The organism is Oscillibacter valericigenes, from assembly GCF_021531435.1.
Lineage (GTDB): Bacteria > Bacillota > Clostridia > Oscillospirales > Oscillospiraceae > Oscillibacter > Oscillibacter valericigenes_B.
Genome location: NZ_JAFBIS010000011.1, coordinates 44,351 through 65,770, shown reverse-complemented (window position 1 = coordinate 65,770; position 21,420 = coordinate 44,351). Strand labels below are relative to the sequence as shown.

The 21,420-nt window shown below is 63.5% G+C and carries 23 protein-coding genes; 8 read left to right on the top strand and 15 right to left on the bottom strand.

Annotated elements, in window-relative coordinates; translation table 11 throughout:
• Positions 1-13: 13 nt before the first annotated feature.
• The 6 genes from JQM68_RS07895 to JQM68_RS07870 all read left to right on the top strand — a co-directional run bounded on the left by JQM68_RS07895 (position 14) and on the right by JQM68_RS07870 (position 5,837).
• On the top strand, positions 14-1,411 hold the full coding sequence (locus JQM68_RS07895) for a glutamate synthase subunit beta (RefSeq protein WP_235222460.1): 1,398 nt from the start codon (positions 14-16) through the stop codon (positions 1,409-1,411).
• A gap of 222 nt (positions 1,412-1,633) precedes the next feature.
• The gene (locus JQM68_RS07890) at positions 1,634-3,346 is read left to right on the top strand and encodes an ammonium transporter (protein ID WP_235222459.1); all 1,713 of its coding nucleotides are present in this window, start codon (positions 1,634-1,636) and stop codon (positions 3,344-3,346) included.
• A 117-nt stretch (positions 3,347-3,463) separates the two neighbouring features.
• Positions 3,464-3,820, top strand: a complete 357-nt coding sequence (spoVAE, locus tag JQM68_RS07885) for a stage V sporulation protein AE (RefSeq protein ID WP_235222458.1) — start codon at positions 3,464-3,466, stop codon at positions 3,818-3,820.
• Positions 3,821-3,942: 122 nt separating this feature from the next.
• Positions 3,943-5,193 (top strand): polysaccharide deacetylase family protein, encoded by a 1,251-nt coding sequence (locus JQM68_RS07880; protein ID WP_235222457.1) that lies wholly within the window; start codon positions 3,943-3,945, stop codon positions 5,191-5,193.
• Between the two features lie 12 nt (positions 5,194-5,205).
• Positions 5,206-5,598, top strand: a complete 393-nt coding sequence (cdd, locus tag JQM68_RS07875; RefSeq protein WP_235222456.1) for a cytidine deaminase — start codon at positions 5,206-5,208, stop codon at positions 5,596-5,598.
• Positions 5,595-5,837, top strand: a complete 243-nt coding sequence (locus JQM68_RS07870) for a hypothetical protein (protein ID WP_235222455.1) — start codon at positions 5,595-5,597, stop codon at positions 5,835-5,837. The genes cdd and JQM68_RS07870 overlap by 4 nt, the downstream gene beginning before the upstream one ends.
• Positions 5,838-5,877: 40 nt before the next feature.
• On the opposite strand, the gene JQM68_RS07865 is transcribed toward JQM68_RS07870, so the two are convergent.
• Complete coding sequence (locus JQM68_RS07865; RefSeq protein WP_235222454.1) at positions 5,878-7,281, bottom strand: GNAT family N-acetyltransferase; 1,404 nt, start codon at positions 7,279-7,281, stop codon at positions 5,878-5,880.
• 162 nt (positions 7,282-7,443) lie between these two features.
• On the opposite strand from JQM68_RS07865, the gene JQM68_RS07860 reads away from it, so the two are divergent.
• A complete protein-coding gene (locus tag JQM68_RS07860) occupies positions 7,444-8,976 on the top strand; it encodes a sodium-dependent transporter (RefSeq protein ID WP_235222453.1) in 1,533 nt (510 codons plus the stop codon).
• Positions 8,977-9,253: 277 nt separating this feature from the next.
• On the opposite strand, the gene mreB is transcribed toward JQM68_RS07860, so the two are convergent.
• From mreB to JQM68_RS07805, 11 genes are all read right to left on the bottom strand, one after another.
• Complete coding sequence (gene mreB, locus JQM68_RS07855) at positions 9,254-10,279, bottom strand: rod shape-determining protein (protein WP_235222452.1); 1,026 nt, start codon at positions 10,277-10,279, stop codon at positions 9,254-9,256.
• Positions 10,280-10,379: 100 nt separating this feature from the next.
• Positions 10,380-11,036, bottom strand: coding sequence for a ComF family protein (locus tag JQM68_RS07850; protein ID WP_235222451.1), 657 nt, complete (start codon positions 11,034-11,036; stop codon positions 10,380-10,382).
• The gene (locus tag JQM68_RS07845) at positions 11,033-11,257 is read right to left on the bottom strand and encodes a helix-turn-helix domain-containing protein (protein ID WP_235222450.1); all 225 of its coding nucleotides are present in this window, start codon (positions 11,255-11,257) and stop codon (positions 11,033-11,035) included. Before JQM68_RS07845 ends, JQM68_RS07850 begins: the two co-directional genes overlap by 4 nt.
• Before the next feature lie 100 nt (positions 11,258-11,357).
• Positions 11,358-13,562, bottom strand: coding sequence for an SF1B family DNA helicase RecD2 (gene recD2 / locus JQM68_RS07840; RefSeq protein WP_235222449.1), 2,205 nt, complete (start codon positions 13,560-13,562; stop codon positions 11,358-11,360).
• 8 nt (positions 13,563-13,570) lie between these two features.
• On the bottom strand, positions 13,571-13,894 hold the full coding sequence (locus JQM68_RS07835) for a hypothetical protein (RefSeq protein WP_235222448.1): 324 nt from the start codon (positions 13,892-13,894) through the stop codon (positions 13,571-13,573).
• Between the two features lie 64 nt (positions 13,895-13,958).
• Positions 13,959-14,168 (bottom strand): hypothetical protein, encoded by a 210-nt coding sequence (locus JQM68_RS07830; protein ID WP_235222447.1) that lies wholly within the window; start codon positions 14,166-14,168, stop codon positions 13,959-13,961.
• A 13-nt stretch (positions 14,169-14,181) separates the two neighbouring features.
• Entirely contained in the window at positions 14,182-14,679 is a 498-nt protein-coding gene (gene ybeY / locus JQM68_RS07825; protein ID WP_235222446.1) for an rRNA maturation RNase YbeY, read from the bottom strand.
• Positions 14,676-15,164 (bottom strand): GNAT family N-acetyltransferase, encoded by a 489-nt coding sequence (locus JQM68_RS07820; protein ID WP_235222445.1) that lies wholly within the window; start codon positions 15,162-15,164, stop codon positions 14,676-14,678. The genes ybeY and JQM68_RS07820 overlap by 4 nt, the downstream gene beginning before the upstream one ends.
• The gene (locus JQM68_RS07815) at positions 15,161-16,135 is read right to left on the bottom strand and encodes a PhoH family protein (protein WP_235222444.1); all 975 of its coding nucleotides are present in this window, start codon (positions 16,133-16,135) and stop codon (positions 15,161-15,163) included. Before JQM68_RS07815 ends, JQM68_RS07820 begins: the two co-directional genes overlap by 4 nt.
• Positions 16,136-16,142: 7 nt before the next feature.
• Positions 16,143-17,339 carry a sporulation protein YqfD gene (locus JQM68_RS07810; RefSeq protein ID WP_235222443.1) on the bottom strand — a complete coding sequence of 399 codons (1,197 nt, stop codon included), beginning with the start codon at positions 17,337-17,339 and terminating at the stop codon, positions 16,143-16,145.
• Positions 17,336-17,635 carry a YabP/YqfC family sporulation protein gene (locus JQM68_RS07805; RefSeq protein ID WP_235222442.1) on the bottom strand — a complete coding sequence of 100 codons (300 nt, stop codon included), beginning with the start codon at positions 17,633-17,635 and terminating at the stop codon, positions 17,336-17,338. The genes JQM68_RS07810 and JQM68_RS07805 overlap by 4 nt, the downstream gene beginning before the upstream one ends.
• Before the next feature lie 80 nt (positions 17,636-17,715).
• On the opposite strand from JQM68_RS07805, the gene JQM68_RS07800 reads away from it, so the two are divergent.
• Positions 17,716-18,633: a nucleoside recognition domain-containing protein gene (locus tag JQM68_RS07800; protein WP_235222441.1), complete on the top strand. Its 918-nt coding sequence runs from the start codon at positions 17,716-17,718 to the stop codon at positions 18,631-18,633.
• Positions 18,634-18,687: 54 nt separating this feature from the next.
• Here the strand turns inward: JQM68_RS07800 and JQM68_RS07795 are convergent, their stop codons facing one another.
• Genes JQM68_RS07795 through JQM68_RS07785 form a run of 3 tightly spaced genes read right to left on the bottom strand, consistent with a single transcriptional unit; the run spans position 18,688 to position 21,419 of the window.
• Positions 18,688-19,326, bottom strand: coding sequence for a type I phosphoribosyltransferase (locus JQM68_RS07795; RefSeq protein ID WP_235222440.1), 639 nt, complete (start codon positions 19,324-19,326; stop codon positions 18,688-18,690).
• 21 nt (positions 19,327-19,347) lie between these two features.
• On the bottom strand, positions 19,348-20,289 hold the full coding sequence (locus JQM68_RS07790) for an ABC transporter permease (protein WP_235222439.1): 942 nt from the start codon (positions 20,287-20,289) through the stop codon (positions 19,348-19,350).
• A complete protein-coding gene (locus tag JQM68_RS07785) occupies positions 20,286-21,419 on the bottom strand; it encodes an ABC transporter permease (RefSeq protein WP_235222438.1) in 1,134 nt (377 codons plus the stop codon). The genes JQM68_RS07790 and JQM68_RS07785 overlap by 4 nt, the downstream gene beginning before the upstream one ends.
• Position 21,420 lies beyond the last annotated feature (1 nt).

Sequence of the window (21,420 nt, the reverse complement as noted above, 5' to 3'; positions counted from 1 at the left end):
GAGGGCGAACGATATGGGAAAGACCACCGGATTTCTGGAATATATCCGCAGAGATGAAGCGCACCGCCCTCCCCAGGAGCGGGTGCATGACTGGGAGGAGTTCCGCCTCCCCCTGCCCGACGAGTACCGGGCCCAGCAGGGCGGCCGCTGCATGAACTGCGGCGTACCCTACTGCCAGGCGGGCATCACATACGAGGGCAAGACCTTCGGCTGCCCCCTGCACAACCTCATCCCCGAGTGGAACGACATGATCTACGCGGGCAACCGGGCCCACGCCCTGAGCCGCCTGCTGAAAACCAACAACTTCCCGGAGTTCACCGGACGGGTGTGCCCGGCGCTGTGTGAAAAGAGCTGCATCTGCGGCATCTACGGCAGCCCCGTCACCGTCCGGGACAACGAGCTGTGCGTCATTGAGGAGGCCTACGCCAACAAGACCATGAAGCGCCGCCGCCCGCCCCAGTGGTCGGGCAAGAAAGTCTGCGTGGTAGGCTCCGGCCCGGCGGGCCTGGCGGCCGCGGACCAGCTGAACCACCGGGGCCACTCCGTCACCGTCATCGAAAAAGAGGACCGCCCCGGCGGCCTGCTGACCTACGGCATCCCCAACATGAAGCTGCCCAAGAGCATCGTGAAGCGCCGGGTGGAGCTGATGACCGACGAGGGCGTCAGCTTCGTCTGCGGCGTGGACGCGGCAGACCCCAAGACCGCCCAGCGGCTGCTGCGGGAGTATGACGCCGTCATCCTCTGCTGCGGCGCGGGCAAGCCCCGGCCCCTGGGACTGGACACCGAGGGCGTCAGCGGCGTGTACTTCGGCACGGAGTACCTGAAGGCCGCCGTGGAGCGCCACCAGTTCGGTCTGACTCCCGCTGTCCCCACGGCGGAGGGCCGGGATGTGGTCATCATCGGCACCGGCGACACCGCCAGCGACTGCGTGGCCACCGCCCTGCGGGAGGGCTGCGCCTCCGTCACCCAGCTGGTACGCCGCCCGGAGAGCGATTACCTGCAAAACGGCCAGCTCCCTCTGGACTACGCCCATGAGGAGGCTCTGGCCGTCATGGGCCATGACCCCCGTCGCTTCGGCGTGCAGGTCCAGGAATTGGTGAAGGACGAAAACGGCAATCTCACCGGGGTCGTCACCACCGAGGGCGACACCCTGCCCTGCCAGCTCCTCATCGGCGCCACCGGCTTTGCCGGCTGCCGGGAGGATGTGTGCCGGGCATTCGGCGTGGAGGCAGACAGGACGGTCACCACGGCGGAGGGCAGCTATGCCGCCAGCGTGGAAAAGGTCTTCGCCGCCGGCGACATGCGCCGGGGCCAGTCCCTGGTGGTATGGGCCATCGCCGAGGGCCGGGCCGTGGCCGCCGAGGTGGACGAATACCTCATCGGCTACACGAATCTGGTGCGGACCATTTAATACAAAACTTTGGCCGGTGCGGTGGAAACCGCATCGGCCATTGTCAATTTATATAAGTTTTTTAGAAGTTTTTCGTCAAAACCGCAAAATGCTTGTCAAAACCGCCCATTGACGAAGGACGCTTTGCAGTGGTAAAGTCATACCATCGTTAAGGCAAGGGCGCCTGAGAGAGAGACGATCTCTCCGGCGCTCTTGCTTTTTTGTGTGTAAGGAGGAAACATTATGTATTCAGCAGTCAACACGATCTGGGTCCTGTTAGGCGCGGCCCTGGTCTTCTTCATGCAGGCGGGCTTCGCCATGTGTGAAGCGGGCTTTACCCGGGCAAAGAACACCGGCAACATCCTGATGAAGAACCTGATGGACTTCTGCATCGGCACCCCCACCTATTGGATTTTGGGCTTCGGCCTGATGTTCGGCGGCGCCGGCGCCATCATCGGCGGCTTCGATCCCTTCGTTCTGGGCGACTACGCCGACGTCCTTCCCTCCGGCGTGCCCCTGTTCGCGTTCCTGATCTTCCAGACAGTCTTCTGTGCCACCGCCGCCACCATCGTCTCCGGCTCCATGGCAGAGCGCACCAAGTTCATTTCCTACTGCATCTACTCTTTCTGCATTTCCGCTTTCATCTATCCCGTCTCCGGCCACTGGATCTGGGGCGGCGGCTGGCTGAGCCAGCTGGGGTTCCATGATTTCGCCGGTTCCACCGCGGTCCACATGGTGGGCGGTGTGTGCGCCTGCATCGGCGCCGCCTTCCTGGGCCCCCGCATCGGCAAGTACGACAAGGACGGCAAGCCCCGCGCCATCATTGGCCACAACCTGTCCCTGGGCGCTCTGGGCGTGTTCATCCTGTGGTTCTGCTGGTTCGGCTTCAACGGCTGCTCCACCGTCGCCATGGACAGCGACGAGGCCCTGATCTCCGCCGGCCTCATCTTCGTCAACACCAACCTGGCCGCTGCTGTGGCCTCCTGCGTCACCATGCTCTACACCTGGCTGCGCTATAAGAAGCCCGACGTCGGCATGACCCTGAACGCCGCTCTTGCGGGTCTTGTGGCCATCACCGCCGGCTGCGACGCCGTCTCCCCCGTGGGCGCCGCCATCATCGGCATCGTGGCGGGCCTGGTGCTCCCCATCTCCGTCAACTTCTTCGATTCCGTCGTGAAGATCGACGACCCCGTGGGTGCCATCTCCGTGCACGGCGTCTGCGGCGCCTTGGGCACCATCCTCACCGGCCTGCTGGCCGTGGACGGCGGTGTGTTCTACGGCGGCGGCTTCCACTTCTTCCTGATCCAGTGCCTGGGCGTTCTGGCTACCGCTGTCTGGGCCGGCGTGATGATCACCATTGTCTTCGTCATCATCAAGCACACCATCGGCCTCCGCGTCTCCGCTGAGGAGGAGCTGAAGGGCCTGGACATCACCGAGCACGGCCTGCCCTCCGCTTACGGCGGCTTCGCCTTCGTCTACGACGACACCCCCGCCGACCTCATCGCCCAGGCCACCGGCGACGTCCCCGTCAAGGAGGCCGTCCCCGTGGAGGTCGCCGCTGCCGCTGTGGAGCCCGCTCCCGTGGGCGGCGTGAAGATGACCAAGATCGACATCCTGTGCAAGATGGAGCGGTTCGACGCCCTGAAGCGGGCCATGTTCGACATCGGCATCACCGGCATGACCGCCGTCAACGTCATGGGCTGCGGCGAACAGCGGGGCAAGACCGAGGGCTACTTCCGCGGTGCCAAGGTGGAAGCCACCATGCTGCCCAGCCTGCAGGTGTCCATCGTGGTCAGCAAGCTGCCCGTCTCCCTGGTGGTCAACACCGCCCGCAAGGTCCTCTACACCGGCAACTTCGGTGACGGCAAGATCTTCATCTCCAACGTAGAGAACGTCATCAAGGTCCGTACCGGCGAGCAGGGCTACGACGCCCTCCAGGACGAGGCTACTCACTAATTTGCTTTTCTTCTCCCTTCATACAGAAAACGCCCGGCTGATCGGCCGGGCGTTTTCGCATAACTTCTCCATTCCGGGAAATACTGACCGCAGAAACCATTTGCGGGAGGCATCCTCATGGACTATCTCAACGCGTTCCTCTGCGGCGGCATCCTCTGCGCCATCGGCCAGATCCTCATCGACAAGACCAAGCTCACCCCCGCCCGCATCCTGACGGGCTACGTGGTGGCAGGCGTCATTCTCAGCGCCCTGGGCGTGTACCAGCCCCTTGCCGACTGGGGCGGCGCCGGAGCCACGGTGCCCCTGACGGGCTTCGGTCACGCCCTGGCGAAGGGCGTTTCCAAAGCTGTCGCGGAAAAGGGCTGGCTGGGGGTCTTTACCGGCGGTCTCACCGCTACCGCCGGCGGCATCGCGGCAGCCGTGGTGTTCGGCGTCCTCATGGCGCTGCTGTTCAAGCCGGGAGAAAAGCGGTGACCCTCTCCAAACACGGGTGGCTTCTGCCATCCGTGTTTTTTGTAATTCTTTTGTTCTTCTTTTTTCGGGGAAGCTCTGCTATACTGATTTTAATAAACAAACAAAAGAAAGGAACTATCCATATGCGCCGTGCCATCAGCCTGTTTTTTGCCCTGCTCCTGCTGCTGAGCCTGGCGGCCTGCGGCTCCGCCCCTGCTCCTGCAGCCGATGCACCCTCCCAGACGGAGGAGCCGCCTGCCGAAGTCCCGGAAGCGCCGCCTGAACCCGAACCGGAGCCCGAACCTTACACGATCCTGGACCCCACCGTCCAGCCGGAAGGCGGCGTCCGGGACGGCGTGACCTACGTTGCCTACGACGGCGTGGTGGAGCACCTGTTCTTCCATCCCGTGGTGGCCTACCCGGAGCTGGCCTTTGACGGGGACTACAAGTCCGACGGCATCGACGACTGGATGGTCACCGCCGGGGAGTACCTGAAAATCCTCCAGAGCGTCTACGACAAGGGCTACGTTCTGGTGGACATCGCGGACTGCTGGAGCGAGCAGACGGGTGAGGACGGCCAGACCCGCATGGTGAAAAACACCCTGTACCTGCCCGAGGGCAAAAAGCCCCTCATCCTCTCCTACGACGATGTGAATTATTATGAGTACATGCTGGAAAACGGCTTCACATATAAATTGATCATCGGCGAGGACGGCAAGCTCTGGTCCTGGGGCCTGGACCCCCAGGGCAACGAGGTGGTCAGCCGGGACCTGGACGCCGTGACCATTCTGGACAAATTCGTGGAGGAGCACCCGGACTTCTCCCCCTTCGGCGCCAAGGGCTGCCTGAGTCTGACGGGCTACGAGGGCATCCTGGGCTACCGCACCCAGACGGACCGGGAGAACTGGACGACCGAGCGGGAGGCCAACCGCCAGAAGGAAATTGAAGCCGTGAAGCCCATTGTGGCGGAGCTGAAACGCACCGGCTGGACCTTCGGCAGCCACACCTGGGGCCACATCAGCCTGAACACCCGCACGGTAGATGTGGTAACGGCGGATATGCAGAAGTGGTTCGACGAGGTGGGCTCCCTGGTGGGCGAGACCCCGGTGCTGTTCTATCCCTTCGGCGGACGGCTGGACGGCGACGATGTGCAGCAGTCCGGTCCCGCTTTCCGCTGGATGCAGCAGCACGGCTTCCGCATCTTCTGCTCCGTGGGCATCGACTCCTGGTCCAAGTGCAAGAGCGACATCAGTGCCGTCATCTGCGACCGCCTCCACCCCGACGGCACCACCCTCCGCTCCGCGAAAGCCCGGGAGCGGTACATGAAATTCTATGACGCCAAGGACATCATCGACCTGTCCGTCCGCCCACAGCGGGAAGTGGGCTGGCAGTAAGGAGGAACCTGTATGACCCGTGAAGAACTGAAGGCCGCGGCCATCGCCATGCTGGACCGGGCCTACTGTCCCTACTCCCACTTTGCCGTGGGCGCCGCCCTGGAGTGCGCCGACGGCACGGTCTACACCGGCTGCAACATCGAAAACGCCGCCTTTTCCCCCACCATCTGCGCCGAGCGCACCGCCGTGGCGAAGGCCGTCAGCGAGGGCCACACCGACTTCGTCCGCATCGTGGTGGCCGGGCGCAGCAAGGACTACTGCGTGCCCTGCGCCGTCTGCCGCCAGGTGCTGCGGGAGTTTGCCCCGGACATCGAGGTCATCTGCCTCAACGGTGCCGGTGAGGAAAAAATCTTTACCCTGCCGGAGCTGCTGCCCCACAGCTTCGGGCCGGAGTTCCTGGCATGAGGCTGACGGACGCGGAGGTGGCGGCCCGCCTTGCCGCCGCGCCGGAGCACGACGTGTGCGTCCTGCGCATTGAGGACGGGGACTTCGGCTGTGAGGAGCACCGGGAACCGGCACCGCTGTGGCTGCTGTGCCAGACCGCCGATGGGCAGAAGTTCTCCCTGGACATCCCGGAGACCCGGGTGGAGGCCCTGGGGCTGACGGAGGGCTGCACCTGCCGGAGAGCCGATTTACATCCCTGAATCAAAAAAATCAGCAGTGGAAGGTTCCACTGCTGATTTTTTATACCAGTTTTTCAAAGTAGAAGAAGGTCTCGTCCTCGCCGTTTTTCCGCATACAGGAGGAGAGCATTTTGTAGGACGCCTGATTCTCCTTGTAGCACTTGGCCACCACCCGCGTCAGTTTGACCTTGTACAGTGCCCAGTCCGCCACGGCTGCAAATGCCTCGGTGCCGTAGCCGTGGCCGGCGTAGGCCGCGTCGATACGGCAGCCCAGCTCCGCCCCGCCCCGGCAGTCGAAGCGGTACAGCACCGCCTCGCCGATGAGCTTTCCGTCCAGCCGGACGGCGAAGTTCGCGGCCTGCCGGTTCTCAAAATCCCGCTGGGCCACGTCGAAGAAGCTCCGCTCCTCCACCGGGCCGCCCAGCCCGCCCACGTCGTCATAGCCCCACCAGCGGTTCCGCTCTCCGTCCAGCACCAGGGCGTTGTAAGCGGGGATGTCCGCCTCGGTCAGGGCCGACAGCGTCAGCCGCTCCGTTTTCAGCTCCGGGATCTCCCGCACATGCTTGAGCAGCTCATTCTGAGGCTCAAAGCAGTACTTGGGCGCCAGTTTAGCGGGGCCGTACTGCAGCTTGGAGGTCCGCAGGCCCCGGTCGGCGGCGTCATCCTCCCGGTCGATCCACCGGCAGCCGTCGCCGCAGTTGTCGGCGAAGGCCTGCACCATGGCGGGATACACGCCGGGATAGGAGTACAGCGCCTTCTCGATGTGGATGATGAGGGTGTCCCCGCATTTCTCCGCCAGGGCCAGGGCCACCAGCTTCTCACCGTCGAACATGCCGCCGCCGATGAACCAGGGCTTGCCCACCAGCCGCAGCATTTTTTTCGCCAGCTCCAGCTCGCCCCGGGCCTTGGCGTTGTCCCCCTTGGGGAATTCCGCCTCATAGTCCGTCCAGAACTGCTGGATGACCGCCTCATCCGCCCCCGTCAGGCGGCGGAAATAGGCGTCCGGGCACCGGGCCTGGAATTTTTTGATGTGGTTCCGCTGGCCGGAATACCGCCGCCCGGCAAAGAGCTGGAGGTCCTCCCGGTAGTAGACATAATCCCGCCAGGTACGAATGTCGCTGACATGCACGTAAGGATACCGGGCCAGCAGTCGGGCCGCCCTGCACTCCGGCACCACGGAGATCACCGGCAGAACGCCCCGGTCCAGGCAATACTGCTCAATGGCGGTCAGGGCGGCGTCCTCGTCCCCCTCGGGGCCGGGCACCGGGTAGTCGAACACCCAGCGGCCGTCGTCCTCGTTCCGGATCACCAGACACCCGGCGATCTCCGCCCAGGCGGGGTGCAGCACCGGCCGCCACATCAGTTTCGTGCCCACGGAATACTCGCAAAGGCCGTACTGACAGTTGGCATAATATTTGCGGAGTTTCCCGCCATCCCGCTGTGTTACAGGCTTGAATTGGTACATCGTCTCATCCTCTGCTTCTATTGTGAAAATTTTGTCGTTATTTAGCGAACATTTTTTCCAAATTCGTCTTTCATCGCTCTTGACGGCGTTAAGAAAATATCGTATCCTGTATGAAGAAAGTTAATATTTGGTATGAATTTTTTTAATGAGAGAGGGGTTTCTATGGGAAATGAACGTGGTTCCTGGGGAAGCAACATCGGCTTCCTGCTGGCGGCCATCGGCTCTGCCGTGGGCCTGGGCAATATTTGGGGCTTCCCATACAAAATGGGCAAGTCCGGCGGCTTCACCTTCCTGCTGATCTATCTGCTGCTGGCGGTCTTTGTGGGCTTCAGCATCATGGTCGCTGAGCTGGCCATGGGCCGTCGCACCGGCAAGGGCACCATCGGCGCCTACCGCGCCATGACCAACCGCTTCAAGTGGGTGGGCTGGCTGGCGGTGTTCGCGCCCTTCGTGATTATGAGCTTCTACTCCGTTCTGGGCGGCTACTGCATCGAGTACATGGCTCTGAACCTGAGCAACCTGGCCTTCTCCGGCGCGGAGGTCAAGACCGGCGCCGACCTGTTCGGCTCCATGCTGACCAATCCCTTCGGCTGCGTGATGTTCACGCTGCTGTTCCTGCTCATCTGCTTCCTCATCAACCGGGGCGGCATCTCCGGCGGCATCGAGAAGTTCAACAACATCGGTATGCCCGCCCTGTTCGTGATGCTGGTCATCATCATTATCCGCTCCCTGACGCTGCCCGGCGCCGTGGAGGGTCTGAAATTCATGTTCGTTCCCGGCTACGCCGTGGAAGCCGGCTTCATCGAATCGCAGCCCAGCATCGGCTCCGTCATGGCCACCGCCGGCGGCCAGATGTTCTTCTCCCTGTCCCTGGCCATGGGCGTTATGATCACCTACGGCTCCTATCTGGATAAGAAGGAGAACCTGATCAAGAACTCCGCCGTCATCGTGGTGGCGGACACCATCGTGGCCCTGATGGCGGGCCTCGCCGTCATTCCCGCCGCCGTGGCGACCTACGGCCCCAGCGCCGCCCTCAGCGGCCCCAAGCTGCTGTTCATCACGCTGCAGGATGTGTTCCAGGCCATGGGCACCGTGGGCCCCCTGTTCGGCGTCATCTTCTACCTGCTGGTACTGGTGGCCGCCATCTCCTCCGCCATCTCCCTGGTGGAAGTGGTCGTCACCTTCTTCATGGACCGTGCAGGCGCCAACGGCAAACAGGGCAACCGGCACCGCATCGTTCTGCTGGTGTGCCTGGCCATCATGGTAGAAGCCGCTGTCGTGGCCGTGGACGGCCTGGGCAGCAACGGCGTCTGGGTGCCCTTCCAGAATTCCCTGGGCATCGTGGGCAGCTTCAACGACTGCTGGCTGGACTTCATGGACTGCCTGTCCGAAGGCCTGGCCATGCCTCTGGGTGCCCTGCTGATGAGCGTCATGCTGGGCTGGGAGATCGGCACCAACAAGATCCTGGAGGAGGTCCATATCGGCAGCTCCGCCAAGTGGATCGACAAGTTCCTGACCTTCTGCCTGATGTTCGTGGTGCCCATCGCCATGGCCTTCATCCTGGGCGGTCAGATCGGCGACTACTTCTCCACCGCCGAGCGCTCCATGTACGGCGTGGGCTACGGCATCGGCGCCGCGGTGGTGGTGCTCGCCTGGATCGCGGCGTTCACTTCCCCCAAGCGGAAGGAGCGGTAAGCGTACATCCCAGTGTGCCCCGGCAGTTTACATCAAATCCCGAAAAAAATCAGTTGTTTCCGCAACAGGAAGCAGAGCCGCCGGCTCTGCTTCCGTTTTTTATCCGCCTGCGGCAAATTGCGGAATATAGTATTACTATACTCAAATTCATAGTTAAATGCAAGGGATTTCCGTCCATTCCCGGTCATCTGCCCTATGCCGCCCGGCAGTCGGCGTTAAAAAAAGTCCGGGCCAGAAGCCCGGACCTTCTGTCCAAGTGAGGCGTACCCCCTGGTTTTCAGTTCATCTGCTTGCGGCGGGAGAGGTTCATGGTGCCGTCCTGCATGTTGTTCAGGGAATCCAGGCTCTTGCCGGTGCCCAACGCCACGCAGGAGATGGCATCATCCGCAATGACGGTATGGATGCCGGTGCGGGCAGAGACCAGCTTGTCAAAGCCGGCGACCAGGCTGCCGCCGCCGGTCATGACGATGCCATTGGTGGAGATGTCCGCCACCAGCTCGGGGGGCGTCCGCTCCAGCACGGAGTGGATGGCCTCCATGATGCGCTCCACAGGCTCCTCGAAGGCGTCCATCATCTCGGTGGAGCTGACGGTGACCACCTTGGGCAGGCCCGTGAGCAGGCAGCGGCCCTTCACGTCCATGGTCTCCTCCTCGTCCTTGGGGAACACGCAGCCGATCTGCTTCTTCATCTCCTCGGCGGTGCGCTCGCCCACCAGCAGGTTGTGGGTGCGGCGCATGTACTTCACCACAGCCTCGTTGAGCTGGTCGCCGGCGATCTTGATGGAGGCGCTCTCCACCACGCCGCTGAGGGAGATGACGGCGATGTCGGCGGTGCCGCCGCCGATGTCCACCACCATGTGGCCGTCGGGCTTGGCGATGTCGATGCCCGCACCGATGGCGGCGGCCACAGGCTCCTCGATGAGGTACACCTTCCGGGCGCCGGCCTGGATGCCCGCGTCGATAACGGCCCGCTCCTCGACCTCGGTGATGCCGGAGGGCACGCAGATGATGACCCGGGGCTTGAAGAAGGAAACCCCGGCCACCTTATGAATGAATTCCTTCAGCATCCGCTCCGTCATGTCGTAGTCGGAGATGACGCCCTCCCGCAGGGGACGGATGGCGACGATGTTGCCGGGGGTGCGGCCCAGCATCGCCTGGGCCTCGGTGCCCACCTTCAGCAGCTTGCCGGTGTTCTTGTCCAGCGCCACCACGGAGGGCTCGTTGAGCACGATGCCCTTGCCCTTCACATAAACCAGAACCGACGCGGTACCCAGATCGATACCAATATCCTTAGCCATAGGCATAAATCCACCTCATTTGATCTTTCTATCGTTATTATAAACGGTTTTTCCGTGCGCAATCATACAGCGTATATTATACCGATAGTTTTCCGGGAATGCAACATTATTTTGTGAACTTTTCCCGTGTTTTCGCCACAACCGCGCAGACCACGCTCTCCGCCCCGGCGTCCTTCAGCACCCGGGCGCACTCCGACAGGGTGGCCCCGGTGGTGCAGATGTCGTCGATGAGCAGCACCCGTTTCCCCGCCGGGTCTCCACACGTCTCATAGACGCCCAGCACGTTGGCCCGGCGGGCGGCGGCGTCGGAAATGCCGGACTGGGCGGGGTTGTCCGCGGTCTTGTTCAAAAGGCGCACCGGCTCCGTGTCCCACAGGCGGCAGGCGGTCCGGGCCAGCAGCTCCGCCTGGTCATAGCCCCGCTTCCGCAGCCGTTTTCGGCTGACAGGCACCCAGGTCACGGTGTCGAACTCCCCCGCCAGATGTTCAGCGGCGCAGCGGGCCAGTAATTCGCCCAGCGCCGTTGCCGAGGCGGACGCCCCCTGAAACTTGAACCGCAGGATGCCCTCCCTGGCCAATTCCTCATACCATAAAGGCGCAGCGCACCGCAGCCCACTGGAAATATTCCAGCAGGCGTCGTTCTCCGCCGTCCAGGGCAGGGCTTTTTCACATTCCGGGCAGATGCCGCCATGCTCCCGCACCCGGCCGCAGAAGGGGCATTTCGGCGGGAACAGGAGGTCCAGGATACAGTCCAGCAGCTTCATTTCTTTTTGCGGGGATACGGTGCCGGCTCGTCTGTCAGGCCCACCAGATAGTCCACGCTGACGCCGTAGAACTCCGCCAGCTGAACCGCCAGACGCAGCGGGAGCTCCCGCTCTCCACGTTCATATTTGGAGTAAAGAGACTGGTCGCACATCAAATGCCCGGCAATCACAGCTTGCTTCAAATCCCGGTCTTCGCGCAGGTCCCGAATTCTCAACTTCATTTGAATCACCGAAATGATTCTATTCTTAGGACATATTGTACTGCGCTATTTTGGACTATTTGTCCTATTCTATACAAAAAAGAGGTGGCCCCCTCCGGGGTCACCTCTCGCTGTGCGCCAACCGCCACCGCAGGCCGGAATAGCGCTTCTGCTGCTTGTCGTTTGCCGCCATGGACCGGATGGCCGCGTCGTCGCCTACCACGATCAGCAGCTCCCGGGCCCGGGTCAGGGCGGTGTACAGCACGCCCCGCACCATCAGCGACTGGGCCGCGGGCATGGCCGCCATCACCACGCAGCGGTACTCGCTGCCCTGGGCCTTGTGGACGGTCATGGCATAGGCCAGGTCGATCTCGTTCAGCATCTCCACGCCGTAGGTCGCCGCCCGGCCGTCGAACTCCACCGCCAGCCACTCGCCGGAGGGGTCGATCTGCAGAATTTTCCCCACGTCGCCGTTGAAAATGCCGGTGCCGATGGTGCCGTCCTCCCGGCCCCAGACCACGTTGTAGTCGTTCCGGGTCTGCATGATGCGGTCGCCCTCACGGAACAGCCTGTCCCCCCATTGAATTTCCCGTTTGTCCGGTCCGGCGGGGTTCAGGGCCTCCTGAAGGCAGCGGTTGAGGCTGATGGTGCCGCTGGCCCCTTTCCGGGTGGGGGTCAATACCTGGATCTGGTCCGCCGGGATGCCCATTTTCTCCGGCAGGCGGGTCCTGCACAGCTCCACGATGGTAGATACCGTTCGCTCGCCGTCCCTGCGGCACATGAAGAAAAAGTCTCCCTGGTCGTTGGTCAATCGGGGCGGCTGGCCCAGATTGACGGCGTGGGCGTTGCGGATGATGGCGGACTTCTCCGCCTGGCGGAACACCTCCCGCAGGAAAACCGTCTCCACCCGCCCGCTGCGGATGAGGTCGGAGAACACGTTGCCCGCCCCTACGGAGGGCAGCTGGTCGGCGTCTCCCACCAGCACCAGCCGGGTGCCGGGCCGCAGGGCCCGCAGCAGGGCGGAAAACAGCGTCAGGTCCACCATGCTCATCTCGTCCACGATGACGGCGTCGGTCTCCAGCGGCTCCTTTTCCGTTTTGGTAAACGCCACCTGCTGGGTGGCCTCGTTCCAGCTCATCCCCAGCAGCCGGTGGACGGTCTGGGCCTCCCGGCCCGTCAGCTCGCTCATGCGCTTGGCTGCCCGCCCGGTGGGGGCCGCCAGCACGATGTCCAGCCCCATTTTTTCAAACAGCGCCACGATGCCCCGGACGGTGGTGGTCTTGCCGGTGCCGGGGCCGCCGGTGAGGATAACCACCCCGGTCCTCGCCGCCAGCTCCACCGCCTGCCGCTGCTGGGGCGCGTAGGTGATGCCCTGCTCCGCCTCGATTTCCGAGACGGTCTTGCCGGCCTGGGGGCTTCTGTCGGCGTCCACCGCCAGCAGGCCGTTTAAGCGCACGCAGGCGGACACCTCCGCCTCCCACAGCCGCCGGAGGTAGCAGGCCTCCACGTTGGCCACCGGCTCCTGCACCACGGCCCGGCGCTCGATAAGCTCGTCCAGGGCGCCCTCCACCAGCTCCTCGCCGCAGTCCAGAAGCTGGCAGGTGGCCGCCACCAGCTTTGACCGGGGCAGGAACACATGGCCGTTGTTCTCGTTGTGGCTCAGTTCAAAGGTCACCGCCGCCCGCAGCCGCTCGCCGCAGTCGGCGGAAAAGCCCATACTCATTGCGATCTCGTCGGTGGCGGAAAACTCCACGCCGCAGTCGTCGGAGGACAGGAGATAGGGGTTCTCCCGCACCTTCTCCAGCGCCGCGTCGCCGTAGACCTGCCGCAGCCGCATGGCCAGCACCGGGGGCAGCTGGTACTGGGCCAGGAAAGCCATCAGCCGCCGCAGCCCCATGGCCTGCCGGAAGCTGGCGGCGATCTCCTGGGCCTTCTTCTCCGTGATGCCGCGGATAGAGGTCAGCCGCCCCGGGTCCTGCTCCAGAATGTCCAGCGTCTCCGGACCGAAGCGGTCCACGATGCGCCGGGCGGTGGCGGGGCCCACGCCCTTGCACACCCCGGAGGACAGGTAGTCGAAGATCTCCTCCTCGTCCTCCGGCAGGCTCCGCTCCAGCTCCACCGCCCGCAGCTGCTCGCCGTGCTGGGGATGCTGCTCCCACACGCCGGAGACGGTCAGATGCTCCCCCGGCGCGGCGCAGGGGATGCATCCCACCACCGTGATCACCTCGCCCTCCTCGGTGAGGAGGCGGAGCACCGTATAACCGTTTTCGGCGTTTTGAAAAATGACGCTATGTACCGTGCCCTCCCAGGTGACCAGTTCTTCCATGTCTCATCCTACTTTACTTGAAATGTTTTCGCGTCCACCAGTTCCGCGTTTTTCTCCCGTTCGGCGAGATACGCCGCCAGCTCCCGGGCGTCCTCCGTCATGCCGCAGTCCGCCAGCACGATTTTGGCCCCCGGCAGCCGTCCCTGGACCCGCCGCAGCTCCCGCACGTCGTTCTCCATGGCCAGCGCCTCCCCTTTCAGGGGCAGCACCAGCAGGAGCCCCGGCACTGTGGGCCGCCCGGCGTGGAGCAGGGCTCCGGACAGCAGCCAGACCACGGTGGTCATGCCCACCGCCGAGAAAAACGCCAGAATGCCATCCTGTAACAATGTCATGCCGCATCACCTCGGGACAGTGTATGCGGATTTCAAAACAGAGGTTCCCCCGGCAGGGACAAGTTCACTTCTGAGATTCCTTCTCCTCCAGCAGCTTGTCCAGCTTCTTTTCCACTCTGTCCAACTTTACCAAATTGTATATGAGCAAAGCTGTCAGAACCGCAAATGGCAGGAGATTCAAAATGCTCTGAACCGGCCCCAAATCCGAAAAAAGCAGCAACAGCAATATCACCGCAGCGGCAATACCGATCCAGGTCACAACACGGCTTTTCATTGACAGGCCCTCCTCAGTTCTCCCGGGTGATGCCCAATTCCGCCAGAATCGCTTCTTCTCTCTCCCGCATCTGTTTCTTCTGCGGCCCCTCGTCCAGGTGGTCGTAGCCCAGCAGGTGCAGCACGGAATGGGTCACCAGGTACGCCAGCTCCCGGCGCTGGGAGTGGCCGTACTCTTTCGCCTGGGCCGCCACGTGCTCCATGGAGATGACCATGTCCCCCAGGGGCACCAGCCCGGTGCCGGGGTCCGCGTCCTCCTCCGTTGGCAGCTCGCCGGGGGCAAGGTCAAACTCCGGGAAGCTCAGCACATCCGTGGCCCGGTCCACCTCCCGCATCTCCCGGTTGATGGTGTGGATGTTCCCATCATCGGTCAAAAGCACGTCCACCTCGCAGGGGAAGTCCACCCCCTCCGCCGCCAGGGCGGTACGGATGACCTTGCGGATAAAGGCGCAGCGGCTCTCGCCGGCCGCTCCCGGCACATCGGCGGTAATGGGAATGTAATGCCGTTTCATATCGCTGCCTCCTCTGCCAGTTTGTCCAGTGTCTCTCCGGCCACCCGGTACACGGTCCAGTCCTCCATAGGCTCCGCGCCCATGCTTTTATAAAAGTCGATGCTGGGCTTGTTCCAGTCCAGGCACCACCACTCCAGCCGGCCGCAGCCCTCCTCCTTCGCGATGGCGGCAAGGCGGCACAGCAGGGCCTTGCCATAGCCCCTGCCCCGGTACTCCGGCAGGACGAACAGGTCCTCCAGATAGACACCGGAGCGCCCCAGAAAGGTCGAGAAATTATGGAAGTACAGGGCAAAGCCCACTTCCCTGCCGTCCTCCAGCACGAACAGCACTTCCGCGCCCTTCTTCTCAAAGATCCAGCGGCGCAGCGTCTCCTCGTCGGCCACCACCTGATCCTCCAGCTGCTCATAGGCAGCCAGTTCCCGGATAAAGCGCAGGATCAGCGCCGTGTCCTCCGGGCACGCCCCGCGAAACGCGGCCCGGCTCATTTTCTGCCCTTTCCGCCGTTTTTGGCGTTTTCGTAGTCCTCGTAGGCCTGCACGATGCGCTGGACCATGACGTGCCGCACCACGTCGGCGTTGGTCAGCTCGCAGATGCCGATGCCCTCCACGTTTTTCAGCACCCGCATGGCCTCCCGCAGACCGGAGGGCTTGCCGTCAGGCAGGTCGATTTGGGTCACGTCGCCGGTGATGACGATCTTGGAGCCGAAGCCCAGACGGGTCAGGAACATTTTCATCTGCTCCCGGCTGGTGTTCTGGGCCTCGTCCAAAATGATGAAGCTGTCGTCCAGGGTCCGGCCCCGCATATAGGCCAGGGGCGCCACCTCGATGTTGCCCCGCTCCAGGTATTTCTGGTAGGTCTCCGCCCCCAGCATGTCGAACAGGGCGTCGTACAGGGGCCGCAGGTACGGGTCGACCTTGCTCTGCAGGTCGCCGGGCAGGAAGCCCAGCCGCTCACCGGCCTCCACCGCCGGGCGGGTCAGGATGATGCGGTTCACCTGCTTGTCCCGGAACGCCTGGACAGCGGCGGCCACCGCCAAGTAGGTCTTGCCGGTACCCGCCGGGCCCACGCCGATCGTGACCGTGTTTTTCAGCACGGATTTGATATATTCCTTCTGGCCGATGGTCTTGGGCTTCACCGGCCGGCCCTTGGCGGAGATGCACAGCACGTCGCCGGTCAGCTCCGTGATCTGTTCCTCCTTGCCCGAGCGGACCAGGCCGATGACATAGCGCACGTTCTGTTCGCCGATGGCCTCGCCCCGGCTGGACAGGGTCAGCAGGGCCTGGATGGCCTTGCAGGCCAGCATAGTGTTCTCCGCATCGCCGTCCACCCGCAGTTCGCCGTCCCGGTTCACCACCGTGACGTCAAATTCCTGCTCCAGCAGGCGGATGTTCTCGTCAAACGAGCCAAAGATATTCACGGCCTGTTCCAGCCGCTCAATGCTGATCCTCTGTTCCAAAACTGTATCACTCCTGTGTATCTTCCGTATAGATAGGAACGCTCTCCCCGATCTCCTCCTCGCACTCCGCCGTCAGGGTGACGGTCAGGGTATCCCCCCGCTGACGGGAGGAACACAGCGTGGACCGCACGGTGCCGTAAGGCTCCACCATGCGCTGGAGCTGCTCCGTCAGCACCTGCTCCGCCGCCCGTTCCGCCTCCACCGGGGAGCGGGCCTGGGGCGCCGTCTCATAAAAGCGGCAGGTTTCCGTCACCACCGTCACCGGCAGCGGGATGCCAAAGAGGGACCAGGGATGCCTTTCGGTTATTTTATCATATTTCTCCCCTTCGATGCTACTGTTTCGGAAGAATTTTACGCGGCGGGTCCCCAGGATCAGGGAGACGCAGGTCTTTTCCTTTCCCGTGTACTGCTTTGTCCGGGCCGTCAGGGGCACTTCCGTGGTCAGAGTGTACCAGGTCCTGGCCCGCACCTTGCCCATGCCCGCCAGGATACGGGCGCCGAAGGTGTCCGTGTCCGCCACGCCGGAGATGAGGAGCTGTCCCTTTTCCACGGAGGTCCCCGGCAGCACACAGGTCACGCCGTCCAGCGCCCGGACCTCCAGCACCAGCCCCGCCCGCCGGGCCACTACGTTGCTGGGCGTCTTTTCGTCCACGATCTCCGGCGGCAGCACCCGCTCCCGCACCTGGACGTTGGCCCGGCAGCCGGAGACATTCACGGCGATCCAGCTCAGCTCCGGGATGTCCAGCAGCACATGGTTGCGGATGTCCTCCCCGTCCAGGGACAATCCGAAGGACCCCAGCCCCACGCCGTTTTTCTCCAGGGCCCGGAGGATGCGCTCGGTGGACACCGTCTCGTTGCCCTCCACCCGGAAATCCCACACGAAAAAGGAGCCCACGAACAGGCCCAGTCCGCAGGCCACCAAACCGGTGACCAGGGCCGTCCGGTGGCGGAACCGCCGGAGGAAGAAGGGCGCTCCCTCCCGGCCCACCACCGTCAGCTCACAGTCCAGCTTTTCTGCCGCCCGGCGGAGCTTCCCGTAGTCGCTGCGGCTCAGGCGGCAGGTAAAGGCGGTGGGGGATTCCCACTCCAGGTCCCAGAACGCCAGATCCCGGGCGCCGCACAGGTTCAGCACCCGCTCCGGGAACGCGCACTCCGCCCGGACGCGCACCTGTCCCCGGAGGCGGTTGATCAGTTCCTGCATCATCCGTCCGCTCCCAGCCACTCCACGGCGTCGATGCGGCCACCGATGCGCAGCTCCCCCGCCGTCATAGCCAGCAGCGTCAGGTTCGCCCCCCGGATGCGCAGCACGCCGGCGGAGGTATTGGCGTCCACCAGGTCCTGGCTGTACGCCAGGATGCCGGTGTGGTGCTCCAGGTAAAGCTGGCGGCTGCCCACCATCTCCAGCCGGGGCAGGCCCGCCACCACGTCCGCCGGCAGGTCGAACAGCTCCGCCACGGTGCTGAGAACGCCGCCCTCTTTGTCTCTCCGATTCCGTTCCATATACTCACCTCTGCTGCAACTCTATGACGCGGCAGTCCTAAACTTGCCCGGCGGCGCATAGAAATCTGGCGGTGATGTATATGAAAAACCGTTGGCGGCGGGACGCCTGCCTGGTGCTGTGCGGCGTGCTGCTGTGGCTTTTACGGGACGTGCAGCACGTCCGGACAGCGGCCGCCCGGGCCCTGTCTCTCTGCGCCGGGACGGTCATTCCCTCCCTGTTTCCCTTTCTGGTGATCTCCGGCCTCCTGATCGCCCTGGGCTTCGGGGAGTGGCTGTCGCCCTACCTGTCCGGGCTGATGACGCCCCTGTTCCGCCTGCCGGGGCAGGCCAGCGGTCCGCTGCTGCTGGGACTGGTGGGCGGCTACCCCATCGGCGCCCAGTCGGCGGCGGAGCTGTACCAACAGGGGCTTTTGACAAAGAACGAGACGGAGCGGCTGCTGGCCTTCTGCAACAACTCCAACCCCATCTTTCTCATCAGCGTCCTGGGCAGCGGCGTGTTCGGCAGCGTCCGGGTGGGGGTGTGGCTGTGGCTCATCCATCTGCTCTCCGCCCTGCTGACGGGCCTCCTGTTCCGGGGCGGCAAGGCCCCCGCCCGCAGGGAGAAAGTGCGGGCCGTCTCCTGCCGCACCGTGTCCCTGCCCGCCGCGGTGGTGTCCTCCGTCCGCTCCGCCGCCAATGGGATGCTGTCCGTCTGCGCCTTCGTCACCCTCTTTTACGTGCTGGTCAGCCCCCTGGCGGCCCGGGGAGGCCACCTGTCCGCGGTGCTGGTGGGAGCCGTGGAGTTGTTCTCCCTGACGCCCCTGCTGACGCCGGACGCCTTCGGCTTTGTTCTCTCCGCCGCCTGCGCGGGCTGGGGCGGGCTGTCGGTCCTGTGCCAGACGGCGGCGGTGCTGGACGGCACCGGGCTGCGCCTGGCCCCCTGCGCCCTGGGAAAAGCTCTTCAGGCCCTTTTCTCCGCAGGTCTGGCCCTGGCCCTCTCCGGCTATGTGCTGGGATAAAAAATACCCTCTGCCGTCATTTCCGACAACAGAGGGTATTTTTGATTGTGCGGTTTACACTTTGGAATAGCCGAAACTGTTCACCACCGCGTCCAGCGGGATACCCCTGCGGCAGAGCGGACAGGCTTCCGCCGGGTAGCTGGCGTAGTCCGGCAGGTCGGCGCAGTCAAACAGCGCCGACACCAGGATGCCGTCCAGCTCCGTCCGGTGGCTGTAAATGGCGGCGATCCCCGCCACAGTGCCGCCGTAGTAGCGGATGCACTCCATGCCCCGGCGGGCAGTGCCGCCGGTGGTCAGGGAGGCCGCCAGGATCAGCACGTTCTTCCCCTCGATCATAAAGCGGGCGTTGTCCCGGAAGAGGATCTTGCCGTCGGCGTTCACCTCCGCCCGGAGGATATAGATGTCCCGCCCCTCGTTGATGGAGCAGTACCCCGCCTGGGTCAGCTCCCGGGCCAGGCAGGTGCCGATGACCCTGGTGCCGTCCAGACACAGGATGGTATCCACCATCGTGTTAGACAGATGGTGCTCCACAAGCTGCTGGGCCACGGCCTCCGCCTCTTTCAGGCTGGCCTTCTGAGCCGTCACGTCGATGAAGTAGTTGGTATGGCTGTGGCTGGTGGCGAAGTGGCCCCGGGCCACATTCAGCGTCACATCACCCACACAGACGGGAAGCTTGAAAAATTTCGGTTCCATAAGCGGCTCCTTCCTGTTTTTTCAGCGCTGTCCCTTGTCGTAGGGAATACCCTCGGCTTTGGGAGCACGGGATTTTTTTGAGGTAAACGCCAGCACCACCAGGGAGATGATGTAGGGCAGCATGTTGTACACGGAGCTGGGCAGGTTCAGGGCCTTGAGGAAATCAAAGCCGGTGTACACATTGCCCAGGGCCCGGAAGAAACCGAACAGCAGCGCCGCCAGGGCGATGCGGGTGGGCTTCCACTGGCCGAAGATCATGACCGCCAATGCCAGGAAGCCGAAACCGGCCACGCCGTTTTCAAACTTCCACTCGCTGACGCCGGCGGTGATATACACGATGCCGCCCAGTCCGCCCAGCATACCGGAGATCAGCACGCCGGCGTAGCGCATCCTGTACACGTTGATGCCCACGCTGTCCGCCGCCTGGGGATGCTCACCGCAGGCCATGAGCCGCAGGCCGAAGCGGGTCTTGTACAGCACCACATAGGATACCACCAGGGCGATGAGGGCCATCAGCATGAACCAGTTGAACTCAAAGCCGCCGATGTTCACCAAAAACGCCTTTTTCGCGTTGATGTACTGGATAGTGGAGGACACGTTGTCCACGCTCTCGGCGGTGTTCATGGCCTTGACGAACACGGTGGCGGCGGCGGTGCCCAGCAGGTTCATAGCGGTGCCCACCAGGGTCTGGTCCGCCTTGAAGTTGATGGCGGCCACGGCCAGCAGCAGGGAGTAGATCATGCCCAGCAGGATGGCGGCCAGCACCACCAGCAGGATCATGGCGAAGGCGGGCGTGCTGTCCGGCAGGAACTTCATCATCAGCGCGCCGCCCAGGGCGCCCATGACCATGATGCCCTCGAGACCGATGTTGATGACGCCGGAGTGTTCGGAGAAGCAGCCGCCCAGTGCCACCAGCACCAGAACGGAGGCAAAGATCAGCGTATATTGCAGCAGCAGGATCATTTCGCCTTCCCTCCTTCCTCAGCGGCCTTCTTTTCCTCCCGGCGGTCCAGCCAGTTGTTCAGCGCGAACTTGAAGAACAGCACGAAGCCGCACAGGTAGATGATGAGAGCGGAGATAAAGTCGGAGATCTGGGCGGAATACATGGTCTTGTCCACGTAGGCGCCGCCGTTGGTGATGTGCTGGATGAAGTAGGAGGAGAGGATGGTCCCCAGGGGGTTCAGGCCGCCCAGGAAGGCGGCGGCAATGCCGTTGAAGCCCATGCCGGGGATGGAGGACTGGGTGCACTGCCACTGCTCGAACCCGGTGAGGAACAGCATGGCCGCGCCCATACCGGCAAGGCCGCCGGCGATGGCCATGGTCAAAATCAGGTTCTTGTTCTCCCGCATACCGCAGTATTTGGCGGCGAACTTGTTGCAGCCGGTGGCCTTCAGCTCATAGCCCAGCCTGGTCTTTTCCAGCAGCACCCAGATCGCCACGGCCGCCAGCACCGCCAGGGGGATGGCGATGGTCACATACTGGTTGTCGTTGAACCAGGCCATGCAGAAGGCGGGCAGCTCCGGGAGGATGGCGCCGGGATTGGTGCTGGCAAGCGTCATGGTATAGGGGCTGGCGCTCTCCTTCACCCGGGTCAGCAGGGTGTTGACCATGTAGAGGCTGATCCAGTTCAGCATGATGCAGGAGATGACCTCGTTGACGTTGCAGTAAGCCTTCAGCAATCCGGAGATGGCGCCCAGGACCGCGCCGGCTGCGACGGCCGCCAGCAGGCACACATACCAGGGCATATGCCAGGCCAGGGCGCAGTAGAGGCTGGCGCCCGCGCCCACCACATACTGTCCGGCGGCGCCGATGTTAAACAGGCCCACCTTGTAGGCGAAGAGGACGGACAGGCTGCACATCAGCAGCGGCGCCGTTTTCACCAGGGTGCTGCCCAGGTATTTCAGCTGGGCATTCCGGCGGGAATAGGTCATAAAGTTCTTGACGATGGTGGTGATGGCCTCGCCTGCTCCGGCGGGATTGATGAGCAGCAGCACCACATAGCCCACCAGCAGTCCGATGAGGATGCACAGCAGGGACGCCAGCAGCGACTGCACCGCGTTGTTCCGCAGCAGGGAACGCTTGTGTTCTTTCATG